The organism is Pseudonocardia zijingensis, assembly GCF_042657305.1.
GTDB lineage: Bacteria > Actinomycetota > Actinomycetes > Mycobacteriales > Pseudonocardiaceae > Pseudonocardia > Pseudonocardia zijingensis.
The window spans coordinates 143405-157645 of sequence record NZ_JBHSKO010000012.1 but is presented as its reverse complement, the minus strand read 5'-3'; the positions used below and the strand labels follow the sequence as shown (position 1 = coordinate 157645).

The following is a 14241-nucleotide window of genomic DNA, read 5'->3' as shown; positions in this document are numbered from 1 at the left end:
GGTGATCGGTCCGTTCGGTCGGGGGACGTGCGGGCTCAGGCGCGGACGCGGGCCATGTACTCCTCCAGCCAGGTCACCGACCGCGCGTCCAGATCGAGGATCTGCCCGATGGTGGCCTCGACCTCGGCCCCGGTCTGCGGCGGCGAATCGACGTGCAGGAGCTTCTTCGCGTCGGCGGTGAACGCCTCGTCGCGCACGAGCTCCTCGACCGCCGCGCGCAGCGCGACCCGCGCCTCCTCCGGTGCGTCGCCGTGCACCCAGTAGGTCCGCAGCAGGTTGGTCTGCGCGGCCGTGAGCGCCCGGTAGGTGTCCCAGCCGATCCCCTCCGGCGTGCGGCCGGTGAGCGTCGTGTAGACCTCCGGCATCGTCGGGAGGTCCGGGAAGGCGGGATCGCGCACGATCTCGTCGCCCTCCACGTAGCCCTGCGTCATCAGGGGTACGACCGAGCCCTCGTCCTCGAGTTGCTTCACGTTCTCGATGTAGTGCGACGACGTCGAGTTGCCGATGCTGAGCTCCCCGCGCAGCACGGCGGCCGTGACCGCGCCACCGCCGTCGTAGCCCATCAGCGGCTCGAAGTTGGCCAGGCCCATCTCCTCCAGCGCGAACGTGCGCACGGCCTCGGAGGCGTTGAGCTCCAGACCGCCGTAGAAGATCGGGTTGGCCGAGTTCCGCAGCGACTCGACGGAGGTGACGCCCGCCTGCGTGCTGCCGAAGATCACCATCGTGCCGCCGAACGCCACCAGCGGCTCGTACGCGGCCAGGTCGAACTGGATCCCCTCCCGGTCGAACTTGGTGGCCGAGACCAGGCTGCCCGAGCCCATCACCAGGTTCAGGCCGTTGTGCTCGGACCGCTCGAAGCGGTTCATGCCGTCCTTCTGCGCACCGCCGGGCACGTTCTCGACGATGATCGTCGGGTTGCCCTCGAGGTGCTTCGACAGGTGGCCCGCGAGCATGCGGCTGTAGGTGTCGGACGCCCCGCCCGCGTCGAACGGGACGATGAGGGTGATCTGCCGGCCCGCGTAGAAGGGCCCGTCCGTGCTCCCGCCCGTGGCCCCGGTGTTGGTCACCCCGCACCCGGCCAGGAGCAGGGATGCCGCGGCGGCCATGGCCGCCCAGGCGCTCGTCTTCCGATGGGACACCGTTGTCCTCCTCGCGTCGCCGGCTCCGGTGGAGCCGATCAGCTGCTGCGGTCGAGCCAGTCCGCCCTCAGGGCCGCCGTCACCGGCGGCAGCGCGGTCGGCATGAACACGTCCTTGCCGCGGGTGGACCCGCACACCGCCACCACGTACTGGTCCCGGCCCCGCACGACCGGCAGGGTCCGGCCCCGCTGCTCGTCCTCGGTGAGCGCGAACGCCCAGTCCCACTCCGGGAACGTCTTCCCGTCCAGGTGCAACTTGCGCCACTGCTCGAGGACCCTGGTCATCGGCAGGTGGCCGTGCTCGAACAGCAGGTCCCGGAACCGCTCCTTGTCGATGCCGCCCTCGGCCAGGGCGTGCGCGTGCGGCGGCGCGAGGAGCAGCAGCCTGCCGCTCGGGGACTCCTTGGCCTTCTCCCCGCCGAACAGCCCGGAGAAGTAGCCGCCCTGCACCGCGTCGAACGCGCTGATGGACCGCGCGAGCTGGTGGGCGTCGAGGTGGCCCTGGAACCCGACGTCGGTCTCGCCGAGCGTGACGAACAGGGTGACGGTGTTCTCGTCGGCCCCGTGGCCCGCGTCGACGTGGAACGGCGTCCACGGGCTCTCGTCGACGTTCTCGCTGACCACCACCACGTTCTTGCGGACCGAGCCGATCGTGTCCATGTCCAGCACGCCCGGGTACCAGGCGCCCAGGTTCTTCAGCGCGAGCGTCACGGCGCGCCCGATCCGCAGGTTCACCTGGTTCTGGGCGCCGGGCCCGATGCACGCGCGCCCGCCGTTGATCCCGAGCGTGCGCGTGGCGGGCCCGTTCACCAGCACGAACGGCGCGTGCGCGCTCGTCGACATGAGCACGGTGCGCAGCCGCACCTGCTGCTGCGGGTCGTTGAAGGCCCGCAGCACGGCCTCGACCACGGCCATCTCCTGCGCGGTGGCCCCCGCCATGGCGCACGCCACCGCGATCTTGCGCGGCGTCACCTGCCCGTTGCCGGGCGGGAGGGTGTAGAGCACCTCGTCGGCGTCGGGGATGCCGTGCAGCAGGGCCTCCACCGCGCCGGGCGTGGGCGGCAGCAGCGGGTACCCGTCACCCCAGTCGCGCTCGGTGAAGTAGCGGTTGAACTCCGCGAACAGCTCCTCCGGGGTGCCGCCCTCCACGCCGATCAGCGCGGGGGCCGCGTCCCCCGCCGCCGGGCCGTCCGCCGCCCGGGGCCTGCCCTCCAGGCAGCCGACCACACCGGGCAGCACGTCCAGCGTCTGCGCGACCGACACTTCCTGCGTGGCGTTGTTGTAGACCCACGGCACCACCACGCGCTGCACGTCGGGCAGCGCGAAGGCCCGGGCGCTCGCCTCGACGTCCTCCTCGAACCCCTTCGACACGACGATCACCCCGGGCACGCCCGCGCGCTCCAGCGCGATCACGTCGTGGGTCATCCACGAGCTGCACGACCCGCAGTCCGCGGTGCACCCCACCACCACGGTGCACTCGGTGGCCACCTGATCGAGCAGCGCACGGTCACACGGGATCGAGCCGCTGTAGAACCTCGTGCTCAGCCCCGCGTACCGCTCCTCCAGCGCCGCACCCAGCGCCCGCAGCGCCACGTCCCCGTTGGGTTTGCCGTTCCACAGCAGCCCCACCGTCTGCCCGGCGAGGCCGGACGGGCGCGGCGCCAGCCCGGCGACCTCCGTCCCGTAGCGGTCCGCGGTCGGGTTCAGCACGTCCCAGCGGTGCGATCCGGTCATGGCCACCGATCTCCTCGACGTCGGGGGGAGCAGGCTCAGCCCGCGGGGGACTGGATGTGGAGCGCGGTCAGCTCGACCCCGTGGGACCGGACCGCCTCCTCCAGGAAGGCCCGCACCATCGGCTCGTCGATCGTGCAGGTGGTGCACTCGTCGTCGGCGGCCTGCCGGAACGCGACCACCAGCTCCCCGGACGCCGGGTCGAAGCTCTCGACGTCGAGCGATCCGCCGTCGCGCCGCACGATCAACGCGATCGGGTCCACCGCCCGGCGGACCTCGCCGGGAACATCGGCGTGCTGGTCTTCCATGGCCCGTACCCCCTTCCCGCGGGACCCGGCGCCGACGAGCGGCGAGGGTCAGAGGCTCATTGGCTGAGTCTCTTGGCGGGACGCGGCCCAGGACAACCGTCGTCCGTCGCGACCGCGGCCTTCCTTTGTCTCGTCCCCGGCGCGACGGAATGTCCGGCCCGCATGTGCTGTTCTCCAGATCGTCTGCACTACAGCACATCTAGGATGAGAGAACCATGACCGACTACGGGCACGACCTGAGGTTCGGGTCGTTCATCACCCCGGCCAACGCGGCACCGCAGCAGGTGGTCGACCTGACCCGCACCGCGGAGGCGGCCGGCCTCGACCTCGCGACGTTCCAGGACCACCCCTACCAGTCCCGCTACCTCGACACCTGGACGCTGCTCAGCTACGCCGCCGCGCGCACCGAGCGGATCACGCTGTCGGGCAACGTGATCAACCTACCCCTGCGCCCACCGGCCGTACTGGCGCGCGCCGCCGCGAGCCTCGACCTGCTCAGCGGCGGCCGGTTCGAGCTCGGCCTCGGCGCGGGCGGGTTCTGGGACGCCATCGAGGCGATGGGCGGGCGGCGGCTCTCGCCCGGGGAGGCCGTCGACGCCCTGGAGGAGGCCATCGCCGTCATCCGGGGCATCTGGGACGCGGGCAACCGCGAGCCCCTGCGGATCGAGGGCCGCTACTACCGGGTGGACGGGGCCAAACGGGGTCCCGCGCCCGCCCACCCGATCGGCATCCACCTCGGCGCCTACAAGCCCCGCATGCTGCGGTTGATCGGCCGCAAGGCCGACGGCTGGCTGCCGTCGCTGGCCTACCTGCCCTCGGTGCAGGCCCTCGCCGACGGCAACGCGGTGATCGACGAGGCCGCGGTCGCGGCCGGGCGCGACCCGCGCGCGATCCGGCGCCAGCTCAACGTCGGCGGGCAGTTCCGCAGCGGGACGGGCGGCGAGCAGCTGCTCAGCGGCCCGCCGCAGGAGTGGTCCGAGCAGCTCGCCGGCCTCGCCCTCGAGTTCGGCGTGGGCGACTTCATCTTCGCGAGCGACGACCCGGAGGCGATCGCGACCTTCGGGCAGGAGGTCGCCCCCGCGGTGCGCGAGCTGGTCGCGGCGGAGCGCGCCCGATGACCACCACCGACCACGGCCACCCCCTGCGGTTCGGCGTGGCCGTTCCGCCGGATGACCCGGCGACGGCCGTCGCGCTGGCCCGGCTGGCCGACGAGCTGGGGCTCGACCTCGTCGTCGTGCCCGACGACCCCGACGCGCTCGACGCCTGGACCCTGCTGTCCTGGATCGCCGGGGCCACCGGGGAGATCCACCTGGTGGCCGACGGGCTCGAACTGGTGCGCCGCCCGGCCGCCGTGGCCGCCCGCGCCGCCGCGAGCCTCGACCTGCTCTCCGGCGGGCGCCTCGAGCTGGGCCTCGCCCCCGACGGGGCCGACGAGGCGATCGAGATCCTCCGCGCGTTGTGGGTGGCCGAACCCGCTCCCCTGACCTACGCCGGCACCCACCAGCGGCTCGCCGGCGCCCAGCGGGGCCCCGCGCCCGCGCACGACGTGCCGATCCTGATCAGCGCCGGTGCGCCGGACCTCGCCGGGCGGGTCGCCGACGGGTGGTCCACCGACATCGACGGGCTCGACCCCGCGACGCGGCGCCGGGGGCTCGCCGCGGTCGACGCGGCCGCGCGCGCCGCCGGACGCGACCCGCGGGAGATCCGCCGCGTGGCGACGTTCACCAGCCCGGCCGGCGCCGACCGGCTGGAGGCGCTCGCCCGGGAAGAAGGGTTCGCCACGTTCGTGCTGGCCAGCGCCGACGCCGATGCGGTGCGCGAGTTCGCGGCGCTCGCCCCCGTCGTCCGGGGCCGGGTCGCGGTGGCCCGGGCCGCCGCCGGTGTGCGGACCGGCTCGATCCGCAGCGCCGCCGTGCGCGCCCGCCGCCGTCCCGGGATCGACTACGACGCGATCCCCGCGTCGCTGGCCGGCACCGCGATCGAGCCGGGCGACGTGCGGTACGCGGGCGTCCGCTCGAACTACCTGCGCGGCGGCTCGCCCGGGCTCGTGCTGCGCCCCCGCGACACCGCGGAGGTCGTGGACGCCCTCGGGTACGCGCGCCGCCACGACGTCCCGCTCGGGGTACGCAGCGGCGGCCACGGCGTGAGCGGGCGCTCCACGAACGACGGCGGGATCGTCATCGACCTGGGCGCGCTGAACGGCATCGAGGTGCTGGACCCGGCCACCCGCCGCGTCCGGATCGGCCCGGGCGCCCGGTGGGGCGAGGTCGCGCAGGCGCTGCACCCGCACGGCTGGGCGATCTCCTCCGGCGACTACGGCGGCGTCGGGGTCGGCGGGCTCGCGACCGCGGGCGGGATCGGCTACCTCGCCCGCGAGCACGGCCTCACCATCGACCACCTCCGCGCCGTCGAGGTGGTGCTTGCCGACGGCTCCGTCGTCCGCGCCGACGACCACCACCACCCGGACCTGTTCTGGGGCGTGCGCGGCGCCGGATCGGCGCTGGGGATCGTCACGTCGTTCGAGTTCACCGCCGACGAGGTCGGGCCGCTCGGATACGCCCAGCTCACGCTGGACGCGTCCGACACCTCCGGGATGCTGCGCGCCTACGGGTCCGTGGTGGAGGCCGCGCCCCGCGACACGACCGCGTTCCTGATCCTCGGCCCGCCCCGCCGCGGCCGCCCCGCGACGGCCACGATCCTCGCCGTCGTCGACTCGGACGACCCGGCCACGATCGTCGACCGGCTGCAGCCGCTCGCCGGCATCGGCCCGCTGCTCGCCCAGCAGGTGGTGCTCACCCCGTACGCGGGGATCGTGAGCCCGCCCGAGCCGGGCCCGCACCACGGGCAGGGCGAGCCCGCCACGCGATCGGCGCTGGTGGAGCACATCACGCCCGCGTTCGCCCGCGCCGCCGAGGACTTCCTGCACAGCGGGGCCACCTACTTCCTCCAGTTCCGCTCGGTGGGCGGCGCCGTCGCCGACGTCGCACCGGAGGCCACCGCGTACGCACACCGCTCGGCCAACTTCTCCGCGGTCGCGTTCGGGTTCAACCGTCGCCGCCTCGACGCCGCCTGGGACGAGATGGCCGAACACTTCCGCGGGCTGTACTGGAGCTTCGAGACCGACCGCAGGCCAGAACGGCTCCTCGACGCCTACCCGCCCGCCACGCTGCGCAGGTTGCGCGAGGTCAAGGCCCGCTACGACCCCGACGGCGTGTTCCGCGACAACGTCGTGCTGCCGGTCGCGGACGAGGGTGAACTGGCGGCGGCGTCGTCGTCGGCAGGGTGATCAGCGCGTGCGGTCACTCGTCCCGCTGCCGTCGCATGAGGCGACCCCGACCGGGCGCGGTAACGCCTGGCCGGGGCCTTGATCCACACCTGCCGCAACAGGAGACGGACCCGATGCGCACCGTACCGATCTCGATCACACCGTTCGAGCACCTCGCCGCACACCGCGACGACGGCACCAGGCAGGTCGGGCCGGGTGCCCGGTGAACGGCCCCCCGAGTACGAGCGGCGCTCCATCGTCGCCATCGTCGTCGACGATCGCGGCTGGATGGTCTGCGGCACCGTCGACGGAGTAGCCGTCGAGTCCCCCGAGCCGACGACAGCCCGCACGGCGGCCGATTACTTGCGCCACTGGCCGGAGCTGTGGAACGAGCCGCGGGGCGAGTCGTGATGCACGTACGCGCCACCGCGTTGGTCGACGCGACCACCTACGTGGCGTTGCGTCCACCGGCCGTCGACACCGGGTCGTGGACGCTCGTGTTCGACGGTGGCCCGCGCGGCGGGGAGATCGTGCTCATGTTCGCCCAGCCCGACGCGAGACGGGTGCTCGCGGCCCTGATCGAAGGGCTACGGGCAGGCGATGCGCGATGATGAGGGCTCGCGCCGGGCCGCCCGGTGCCGTGCAACCCGATCCGGCCCCCGCTCCGTCCTGGGCGTGACGGAAACACCACCGGAGGGGGAAGCATGTCGACGAAGCGAGTGGCCGTCCGTGCCGCGGCCGTTTCTCTGCTGGTCATCAGCATCGGGTCGGCCGTGGCCACGCCGGCCTTCGCGAAGGAGCGCCCGCCCGAGGCGCGCGGCTACACCGCCACCGCCGACCTCGACGGGCGGGATCGGCCCGAGCTGGACGCCACCTACGTCTACAACTTCGTGAACGAGGGCGACGTCGTGCGGGTCGTGTGCCAGACGAGCGGGGAGACCGCCTACGGCAGCAAGGTCTGGGACCTCGTGGCCGCCCCGGCAGGCGACCCCTCGGTGACCGGGCACAAGTTCGTGCCGGACGCCTTCGTGCGCACCGGCGTCGACGGGTTCGCGCCCGGCATCCCGCGCTGCGGCGCCTCGGAGATCGCGCTCGCCCGGGACTGACCCACCGGCGGGCCCGTGGAACAGTGGGCACCCCGTGCCTGGTTGACACAGGGGCGGGGTGCCCACCCCGCGTGGACCCGAGGAGGCGATCACGATGGCGACCGAGCGCGCGATCCTGGCAGGCGGCTGCTTCTGGGGTGCGCAGGAACTCCTGCGTGCCCGACCCGGTGTCATCTCGACGCGAGTCGGCTACTCCGGCGGCGACACCCCGAACGCCACCTACCGCAACCACGGCGACCACGCCGAGGCCGTCGAGATCGTGTACGACCCCGACGTCATCACCTACCGCGAGCTGCTGGAGTTCTTCTTCCAGATCCACGACCCCACCACGAAGGACCGCCAGGGCAACGACGTCGGGCGCAGCTACCGCTCGGCGATCTTCTACACGAGCCCCGAGCAGGAGCGCGAGGCCCGCGACACGATCGCCGACGTCGAGGCGTCCGGCCTCTGGCCGGGCAAGGTCGTCACGGAGGTCGCGCCTGCCGGGGACTTCTGGGAGGCCGAGGAGGAGCACCAGGACTACCTCCAGAAGCACCCCTACGGCTACACCTGCCACTGGGTGCGGCCCGACTGGGTGCTCCCCCGCCGGGCGGCCACCTCCGGCCAGGGCTGAGCGGGCGGCGGCACCTCAGGTCCGGGTGAACGCGGCGAACTCCGCGAGCACCCGGCCGGTGTCGCCCAGGAACCACGGCCCGTCCGGGTCCGGGTAGGTCACCACCCGGGCGGTGGGCAGGTGGGTGAGCAGGTAGTCGTCGTGGCCGGGGTCGTGGGACGCGCACCCCGTCCGCGAGATCAGCAGCACCGGCGCCGTCACCCGCGGGAGCACGTGCCGCACGTCGGCGCCGACGAGGAGCCGGTGCAGGGCCGCCGCCGACCCCGGGCTGGCGCCCCGCCTGCCCGTCGCGTCCCACCAGGCCCGGAACCGGGCATCGGCGGCCACCGACGGCGCGATCCAGGACAGCACGTCCACCGACGGCCGGTGCGCCGTCGCCCGGATCTCGGCGAGGGTGTCGGCCACCGAGGGCGGCTCGCCGTGCGGGTAGTCCTCGGTGCGGGTCAGCCGCGCGTAGCCGTTGACGAGCGTCACCGAGACCACCCGGTCCGGGTGCTCGGCTGCGAGCGGCAGCGCCACCAGCGCGGTGTCGGCGTTCGCGAGCACGTGCACGCGCCCGGCCCCGCAGGCGTCGAGCACGGCCACGGCGTCGGCCACCCACGCCTCGAGCGAGGGCGACAGCGGGTCGGACAGGCCCGTGCCGCGCCGGTCCAGCGCGATCACCCGACGTCCCGCGGCCAGCCCGCGCACGGCGGCGGCGAGGTGCGGGTCCTCGGTGTAGGCGTCGACCGGCACGAAGGTCGGGTTCAGCAGGAGCACGTCGACAGGGCCCGCGCCGAACACCGCGTAGGCGACGTGCGCCCCGCCCGACTCCGCGTACCGCGGCCCGGTCAGCGGGAGCGGGTCGACACGGTCGCTCCGCGCGGCCGGTGGGCGCTCCGGCAACGCGTGCGCGAGGACAGCGGCCTCCAGCGCGCGCAGGGCGGGCCCCGGCTCCAGACCCAACTCGTCGCGCAGCACGCGCCGCACGGTCCGGTAGGCCGCGAGGGCGTCGGCCTGCCGGCCGCTGCGGTAGAGGGCCTCCATCCGCAGCGCCCACAGCCGCTCGCGCAGCGGGTGCTCCGCAGTGAGCGCCTCGAGCTCGCCGAGCACCGCGCGCCCGTCCCCCGCCGCCACGACGGCGGCGACGTGGTCCTCGACCAGCAGCAACCGTTCCTCCACCCACCGGGCCCGCTCGGCCTCCCCCGCCGACGTCGACGGCAGCTCCGGCTCGCCGCGCCACCGCTCCCGCGCCCGGCCCAGCAGCTCGGCGGCACCGTGGTCGTCACCGGAGAGCGCCGCCACCCGGGCCCGCCTGCGCAGCTCACCGGCCGCCGCCACGTCCAGGTCCACCCGGGCGGGGTCGAGCGCGTAGCCCGCCGGGCCACCGCTGACGGCACCGCCCACCGCCGTGCGCGCCCGGGAGACGTGCGCCTGCACGGTCTTCACCGCTGACCGGGGCGGCTCGTCCCAGAGCACCGCGGACAGCGCGGGCACCGACACCGGGCGCGGCGCCGCCAGCGCCAGCAGCGTGAGCACCTCGCGCGTCTTGCGGTCCCCCACCCCGACCCGCCCGCCGGGGCCCTCGACTCGCAGCGGGCCCAGCACGGCGACGCTCAGCACGGCACCCGTCCGCAGCCGAACCACAGCCGCGGCCGGGCACCGTCGGCGCCATGACGAACACGCAGCTCACCACTGGCATCAACCACGTGGCCATCATGACCGAGGACCTCGACCGCTTCGTCGCCTTCTACACGGGGGTGTTCGGCGCCGAGGTGGTCTTCACCGGCACCAACCCGCACTTCCGCCACGCGATCCTCCGGGTCGGCGGGGTCAGCGTGCTGCACCCCCTGCAGCGCCCGGACCGCCGCCACGGCCGGGCGTCCGCAGCCGTGCTCGACCGGGGCCACCTCGACCACGTCGCCCTCGACGTGCCCACGCGGGCGGCGTTCGACGAGCTGCGCGCCCGGCTCGTGGCACGTGGGGCCAGCGACGGCGCGATCACCGACCTCGGTCCGAAGATCAGCTTCTGGTTCACCGACCCCGACGGTATGACCGGCGAGGTCGACTGGGTGCACGAACCGTCGCTCGCGGGGTTCCACGACCCGGTCCCGGTGGCGGCAGTCGGGTGAGCCGTCAGCCCCCGTTGCGGGGCACGGTCAGCGCGTCGATCCAGTACTCCCGGGCGAGCGCGTCCACCCCGGCGCGCGACACGGAACGCAGGTGCACGACGTTGCCGTCGGTGCCCGCGACCCGGCCGTGTTTCTGCAGTTCCAGCACGTGGTAGCGCTCCGGCGGGAACCCGAGCACCACGTCCACGGGGAAGCGGCCGCGCTCGTCCGGGTGCGCGCCCACGCCGGGGTCGGCCTTGCCGATGGCCTGGACGCCGAGCCAGCCCTGGTAGAGCAGCACGAGCACGACGACCACCGCGATGCGCCGCAGCGGGGCGCTGCGCAGGGCTCTACGCAGGGTCGGCGACGGCATGGGCCTCGTCCGATTCGTCGTCCGCCGCGAGCAGGTCGGTGATCCGGTTGCGGAGCTCGCGGAAGCGCGGCAGCTCCCCGGTGCTGCGCCAGTCCCGCGGGCGCGGCAGGTCGACCGCGACGACCTCGTGCACCCGGCTGGGCCGCCCGGTGAGCACCACGACGCGGTCGGAGAGGAACACCGCCTCGTCGACGTCGTGGGTCACGAAGAAGACCGTGGGCCGCCGCTCCTGGAAGATCCGCGTCAGGTCCTCCTGCAGCCGGCGGCGGGTCTGCGCGTCGATGCTCGCGAACGGCTCGTCCATGAGCATCACGGCGGGCTCGTTGGCGAGCACCCGGGCCACCCCGAGCCGCTGCTGCATCCCGCCCGACAGCTCGTGCGGGTAGCGGTGCTCGAACCCGGTGAGGCCGACGAGCCGCAGGTACTCCGCGGCCGTCGCCTCCCGTTCCGCCTTCGCGACGCCGCGCATCCGCAGCCCGAACGTGACGTTGCCCAGCACGGTCTTCCACGGGAAGAGCGCGTGGTTCTGGAACACCACCCCACGGTCGGGCCCGGGGCCACGCACCGGCGTGCCCGCCACCGTGACACTGCCGCTGGTCTGCTCGACGAAGCCCGCGACGATGTTGAGCACCGTGGTCTTGCCGCAGCCGCTCGGGCCGAGCACGGACACGAACTCGCCCTCGGCCACGTCGAACGAGACGTCGCCGATCGCCACGACCTCGTCGGCGCTGTAGCTGTCGATGTACGTCTTGTGCAGGTTCTCGATCTGCAGGGCTCTCACCTGGCTGCTGCCTCCTGCCGGACCAGTCCCCATCGTTCCACGGTGGCGTGTTCGAAGGGCGCGAGCATGAGCGCGTCGAGCGCGTACCAGAGGATCCCCAGCACGATCATCCCGAGGAAGACCTCGGCGACGTCCCCGACGCGGCGCGCGTCGAACATCATGAACCCGATCCCGCTCGTCCCGACGATGATCTCGGCGGCGACCAGCGCGCGCCAGCCGTAGCCCAGCCCGGTGCGCACACCGCTCGCCACCGACGGCAACGAGCCCGGCACGATCACCTCGACGAACACCCGCAACGGGCTCGCCCCCATGCTGCGCGCGGCGCGCACCAGCTCCGGCGGCACCTGCTCGATGCCCGCCACGATGCTGAGCACGAGCGGGAAGACGATCGTGTAGACGATCACGAACGTCACGGCCGTGAGGCTGAAGCCGAACCAGACGATGACGATCGGCAGCCACGCGATGTCGGCGACGGCCTGGAAGAACAGCAGCAACGGCCAGGTCAGCCGGCGCGCGAGCGGCGACATCCCCACCAGGAAGCCCAGCGGCAACCCGATCAGCAGCCCGAACAGCACGCCGTACCAGAGCCGGGTGAGCGAGTCGGACAGGTAGCCGGGCAGGATGCCGCGCTCCAGCAGGCCGCCCAGCTCGGCGAGCACCACGTCGGGCCCCACGAAGAACGCGGGCGGGAAGATCTGCAGCCACGCGAGCAGCCACCACAGCGCCACCACGGGCACGAACGGCCCGAGTGTCCGCGCGGTCGCGCTGCGGGCCAGCCGCCGCCACACCGGCGCGCCCGGCGCGGTCACGAGACACCCGCCGTCATGCCCCAGCGCTGCACGGTGCGCCGTTCCAGCGGGGCGAGCAGCAGCCGGTCCATCACCAGCCAGAGCACGCCGATGATCACCATCGAGGCGATGATCACGTCGGTCGAGAACGTCTTCTGGGCGAGGAACAGGGCGTAGCCGAGCCCCGCGCTGGTGGCGATGATCTCCGCGGCCACCAGGCCGCGCCAGCCGTACCCCAGTCCGATCCGCAGGCCCGTCACCACGCTCGGCAGCGCACCCGGCAGCAGGACCTCCCAGAACATCCGCACCCGGCCGGTGCCCATGCTGCGCGCGGCGCGCAGCAGCGGGACCGGGATGCGCCGCACGCCGAGCAGCGTGTTGTACGCCAGCGCGAAGAACATCGCGTTCCACACGATGAAGATCACCGCGCCGTCGCCGTAGCCGAGCCACAGCGTGGCGATCGGGATCCACGCGATGCCGGCCAGCGCCACCGAGAACCGCAGCAGCGGCGCGAAGAACGCCGACAACCGCGGGCTCGCGCCGAGCGCCACGCCGAACGGCAGCGCGGTGACCACGGCGAGCACGGCCCCGATCAGCACCCGCCGCAGGCTCGCGCCGACGTGGGCGAACAGCTCCCCGCTCGCCGTCATCGTGACCAGCGCCCGCACCACGTCCGTCACCTGCGGGAAGATGCGCATCGGGACGCCGGTGGCCGCCACGACCACGGCCCAGACGGCCAGCAGCGCGGCGAACGGCGCGAGGAACCAGACCACCGACCGGGTGCGGTTCACCCGGCGGGTGCTCACGTCGCCGGGCACGCCGCCAGCGCGGCGTCGCGGTCGTAGGTGTAGCCGTCGTCCACCCGGGCCGCCTCCGGGATCGGCGGGAGGTCGTCGAACAGCTCGGGACGCTGCTGCACCACGGACGTGATCGGACCGGGAACGAACCGGTCGCCCACGGTGAACCCGGGCTGGGTGACGCCCTGCTCGGCCAGCATCTGCGCCACGGTGTCGAGCGCCACGTAGTTGCAGGCGGAGAACCGCGGGTCGAGCTGCGCCACGTTGTACTGCATCGCTTCCTGCGCCACCGGCAGCTCGGTGCCCGGCAGCCACCGCGTGGCCGCCTCCGCCGCCTCGTCGGGGTTGTCGCGCATCCACTTGTCGGCCACGGCGCGCGCGGTGAGGAACCGCGTCACCACGTCGGGATTCTGCTCCACGAACTCGCGCATCGCCACGATGTAGCCGACGTAGGGGATGTAGCCGCCGCCGCGCACGACCTCCTCGCTCCCCGGCACCTGCTCGCGGATCGTGATCGGCCACGGGTCCCACACGATCCCGGCGTCGATCCCGCTCGTCTGCAACGCGACCGGCATGTCCGGCGGCGCGGTGTTGACGACCTCCACCTCGCCCACCGGGATCTGCAGCTCCTGCAGCAGGCCGATCAGGTACAGGTGGTTGATCGAGCCGACCGAGACGCCGATCCGCTTGCCGCGCAGCGTCGTGAGGTCGCCGCCGCTGATGCCCGAGCCGGGCCGCGCGACCACCGCCATCGTGTCGTCGATCGCCCGCCGGCTGGCCGAACCCGAGTAGTTCCCGAGCAGCACCAGGTCGAGCCCGCGCTGCGCAGCACCGATCGCGGGCGTGCCGACCTGCACGAAGTCGACCTCGCCCGCCTGCAGTGCGTTGAGCGAGTCCACCCCGGTCGGGAACGGCTGGGCGAGCCGCACATCCAGCCCCTGCTCCTCGAACGCCCCGGTCTCCAGCGCGATCGGCAACCCGATCTGGTCGACCGCGGAGACGTAGCCGGCGTCGACGGTGACCAGCGACGGCGCGCTGCCACCCCCGCTCGCATCGTCGTCGATCGTGGATCCCCCGCCGCACGCCGCGGTGAGGGCCACGAGGAGGCCGCCCGCGAGTGCGGCGGCGAGTCGCGTGCCCAGGTTCATCGTCGAACCCTCCGATCTGGTGGCGGGTCCGACCGTATGAGCAGAGGGCGGCGACGGTGAAGTTCGAGTTCCGGATGCGGTTATTCGGATCGCAGATCGAAGC

16 protein-coding genes are annotated in these 14241 nt (G+C 73.6%); 7 read left to right on the top strand and 9 right to left on the bottom strand.

Annotated features, from left to right (window positions below; translation table 11 throughout):
• Nucleotides 1–35 precede the first annotated feature (35 nt).
• From ACFPL3_RS23370 to ACFPL3_RS23360, 3 genes are read right to left on the bottom strand one after another with little or no spacing between them, the layout of a single operon-like run.
• Nucleotides 36–1139, bottom strand: a complete 1104-nt coding sequence (locus tag ACFPL3_RS23370; protein ID WP_343943077.1) for a type 2 periplasmic-binding domain-containing protein — start codon at nucleotides 1137–1139, stop codon at nucleotides 36–38.
• Between the two features lie 38 nt (nucleotides 1140–1177).
• Complete coding sequence (locus tag ACFPL3_RS23365; RefSeq protein WP_343943076.1) at nucleotides 1178–2872, bottom strand: UGSC family (seleno)protein; 1695 nt, start codon at nucleotides 2870–2872, stop codon at nucleotides 1178–1180.
• A gap of 35 nt (nucleotides 2873–2907) precedes the next feature.
• Nucleotides 2908–3177 (bottom strand): hypothetical protein, encoded by a 270-nt coding sequence (locus tag ACFPL3_RS23360; RefSeq protein ID WP_343943075.1) that lies wholly within the window; start codon nucleotides 3175–3177, stop codon nucleotides 2908–2910.
• Nucleotides 3178–3392: 215 nt separating this feature from the next.
• Between ACFPL3_RS23360 and ACFPL3_RS23355 the strand changes: the two genes are divergently transcribed.
• The 6 genes from ACFPL3_RS23355 (at nucleotide 3393) to msrA (ending at nucleotide 8161) form a co-directional block, all read left to right on the top strand.
• Entirely contained in the window at nucleotides 3393–4295 is a 903-nt protein-coding gene (locus ACFPL3_RS23355) for an LLM class flavin-dependent oxidoreductase (RefSeq protein WP_343943074.1), read from the top strand.
• Entirely contained in the window at nucleotides 4292–6463 is a 2172-nt protein-coding gene (locus tag ACFPL3_RS23350) for an LLM class flavin-dependent oxidoreductase (RefSeq protein ID WP_379589643.1), read from the top strand. Before ACFPL3_RS23355 ends, ACFPL3_RS23350 begins: the two co-directional genes overlap by 4 nt.
• A gap of 195 nt (nucleotides 6464–6658) precedes the next feature.
• A complete protein-coding gene (locus ACFPL3_RS23345; RefSeq protein WP_343946849.1) occupies nucleotides 6659–6853 on the top strand; it encodes a hypothetical protein in 195 nt (64 codons plus the stop codon).
• Nucleotides 6853–7053, top strand: a complete 201-nt coding sequence (locus ACFPL3_RS23340; protein WP_343946848.1) for a hypothetical protein — start codon at nucleotides 6853–6855, stop codon at nucleotides 7051–7053. The genes ACFPL3_RS23345 and ACFPL3_RS23340 overlap by 1 nt, the downstream gene beginning before the upstream one ends.
• Nucleotides 7054–7146: 93 nt before the next feature.
• Nucleotides 7147–7548: a hypothetical protein gene (locus ACFPL3_RS23335; RefSeq protein ID WP_343946847.1), complete on the top strand. Its 402-nt coding sequence runs from the start codon at nucleotides 7147–7149 to the stop codon at nucleotides 7546–7548.
• 94 nt (nucleotides 7549–7642) lie between these two features.
• A complete protein-coding gene (gene msrA, locus ACFPL3_RS23330) occupies nucleotides 7643–8161 on the top strand; it encodes a peptide-methionine (S)-S-oxide reductase MsrA (protein WP_343946846.1) in 519 nt (172 codons plus the stop codon).
• A 15-nt stretch (nucleotides 8162–8176) separates the two neighbouring features.
• On the opposite strand, the gene ACFPL3_RS23325 is transcribed toward msrA, so the two are convergent.
• Nucleotides 8177–9763, bottom strand: coding sequence for a bifunctional AfsR/SARP family transcriptional regulator/alpha/beta hydrolase (locus ACFPL3_RS23325; protein WP_343946845.1), 1587 nt, complete (start codon nucleotides 9761–9763; stop codon nucleotides 8177–8179).
• 50 nt (nucleotides 9764–9813) lie between these two features.
• Here ACFPL3_RS23325 and ACFPL3_RS23320 point away from each other — a divergent pair, with 50 nt between their 5' ends.
• Nucleotides 9814–10272: a VOC family protein gene (locus tag ACFPL3_RS23320; protein ID WP_343946844.1), complete on the top strand. Its 459-nt coding sequence runs from the start codon at nucleotides 9814–9816 to the stop codon at nucleotides 10270–10272.
• A 4-nt stretch (nucleotides 10273–10276) separates the two neighbouring features.
• Here the strand turns inward: ACFPL3_RS23320 and ACFPL3_RS23315 are convergent, their stop codons facing one another.
• Genes ACFPL3_RS23315 through ACFPL3_RS23295 form a run of 5 tightly spaced genes read right to left on the bottom strand, consistent with a single transcriptional unit; the run spans nucleotide 10277 to nucleotide 14138 of the window.
• Nucleotides 10277–10624, bottom strand: a complete 348-nt coding sequence (locus ACFPL3_RS23315) for a hypothetical protein (protein ID WP_343946843.1) — start codon at nucleotides 10622–10624, stop codon at nucleotides 10277–10279.
• Complete coding sequence (locus ACFPL3_RS23310; RefSeq protein WP_343946842.1) at nucleotides 10602–11405, bottom strand: ABC transporter ATP-binding protein; 804 nt, start codon at nucleotides 11403–11405, stop codon at nucleotides 10602–10604. The genes ACFPL3_RS23315 and ACFPL3_RS23310 overlap by 23 nt, the downstream gene beginning before the upstream one ends.
• Complete coding sequence (locus ACFPL3_RS23305) at nucleotides 11402–12214, bottom strand: ABC transporter permease (RefSeq protein WP_343946841.1); 813 nt, start codon at nucleotides 12212–12214, stop codon at nucleotides 11402–11404. The genes ACFPL3_RS23310 and ACFPL3_RS23305 overlap by 4 nt, the downstream gene beginning before the upstream one ends.
• Nucleotides 12211–13011, bottom strand: coding sequence for an ABC transporter permease (locus ACFPL3_RS23300; protein ID WP_343946840.1), 801 nt, complete (start codon nucleotides 13009–13011; stop codon nucleotides 12211–12213). The genes ACFPL3_RS23305 and ACFPL3_RS23300 overlap by 4 nt, the downstream gene beginning before the upstream one ends.
• Complete coding sequence (locus tag ACFPL3_RS23295) at nucleotides 12996–14138, bottom strand: ABC transporter substrate-binding protein (protein WP_343946839.1); 1143 nt, start codon at nucleotides 14136–14138, stop codon at nucleotides 12996–12998. Before ACFPL3_RS23295 ends, ACFPL3_RS23300 begins: the two co-directional genes overlap by 16 nt.
• Between the last annotated feature and the right edge of the window lie 103 nt (nucleotides 14139–14241).

Coding starts and splice junctions, on each gene's coding strand:
- ACFPL3_RS23365 (WP_343943076.1), bottom strand. CDS start 2,872: ATGACCGGATCGCACCGCTGGGACGTGCTGAACCCGACCGCGGACCGC.
- ACFPL3_RS23360 (WP_343943075.1), bottom strand. CDS start 3,177: ATGGAAGACCAGCACGCCGATGTTCCCGGCGAGGTCCGCCGGGCGGTG.
- ACFPL3_RS23355 (WP_343943074.1), top strand. CDS start 3,393: ATGACCGACTACGGGCACGACCTGAGGTTCGGGTCGTTCATCACCCCG.
- ACFPL3_RS23350 (WP_379589643.1), top strand. CDS start 4,292: ATGACCACCACCGACCACGGCCACCCCCTGCGGTTCGGCGTGGCCGTT.
- ACFPL3_RS23340 (WP_343946848.1), top strand. CDS start 6,853: ATGCACGTACGCGCCACCGCGTTGGTCGACGCGACCACCTACGTGGCG.
- ACFPL3_RS23335 (WP_343946847.1), top strand. CDS start 7,147: ATGTCGACGAAGCGAGTGGCCGTCCGTGCCGCGGCCGTTTCTCTGCTG.
- msrA (WP_343946846.1), top strand. CDS start 7,643: ATGGCGACCGAGCGCGCGATCCTGGCAGGCGGCTGCTTCTGGGGTGCG.
- ACFPL3_RS23320 (WP_343946844.1), top strand. CDS start 9,814: ATGACGAACACGCAGCTCACCACTGGCATCAACCACGTGGCCATCATG.
- ACFPL3_RS23315 (WP_343946843.1), bottom strand. CDS start 10,624: ATGCCGTCGCCGACCCTGCGTAGAGCCCTGCGCAGCGCCCCGCTGCGG.
- ACFPL3_RS23295 (WP_343946839.1), bottom strand. CDS start 14,138: ATGAACCTGGGCACGCGACTCGCCGCCGCACTCGCGGGCGGCCTCCTC.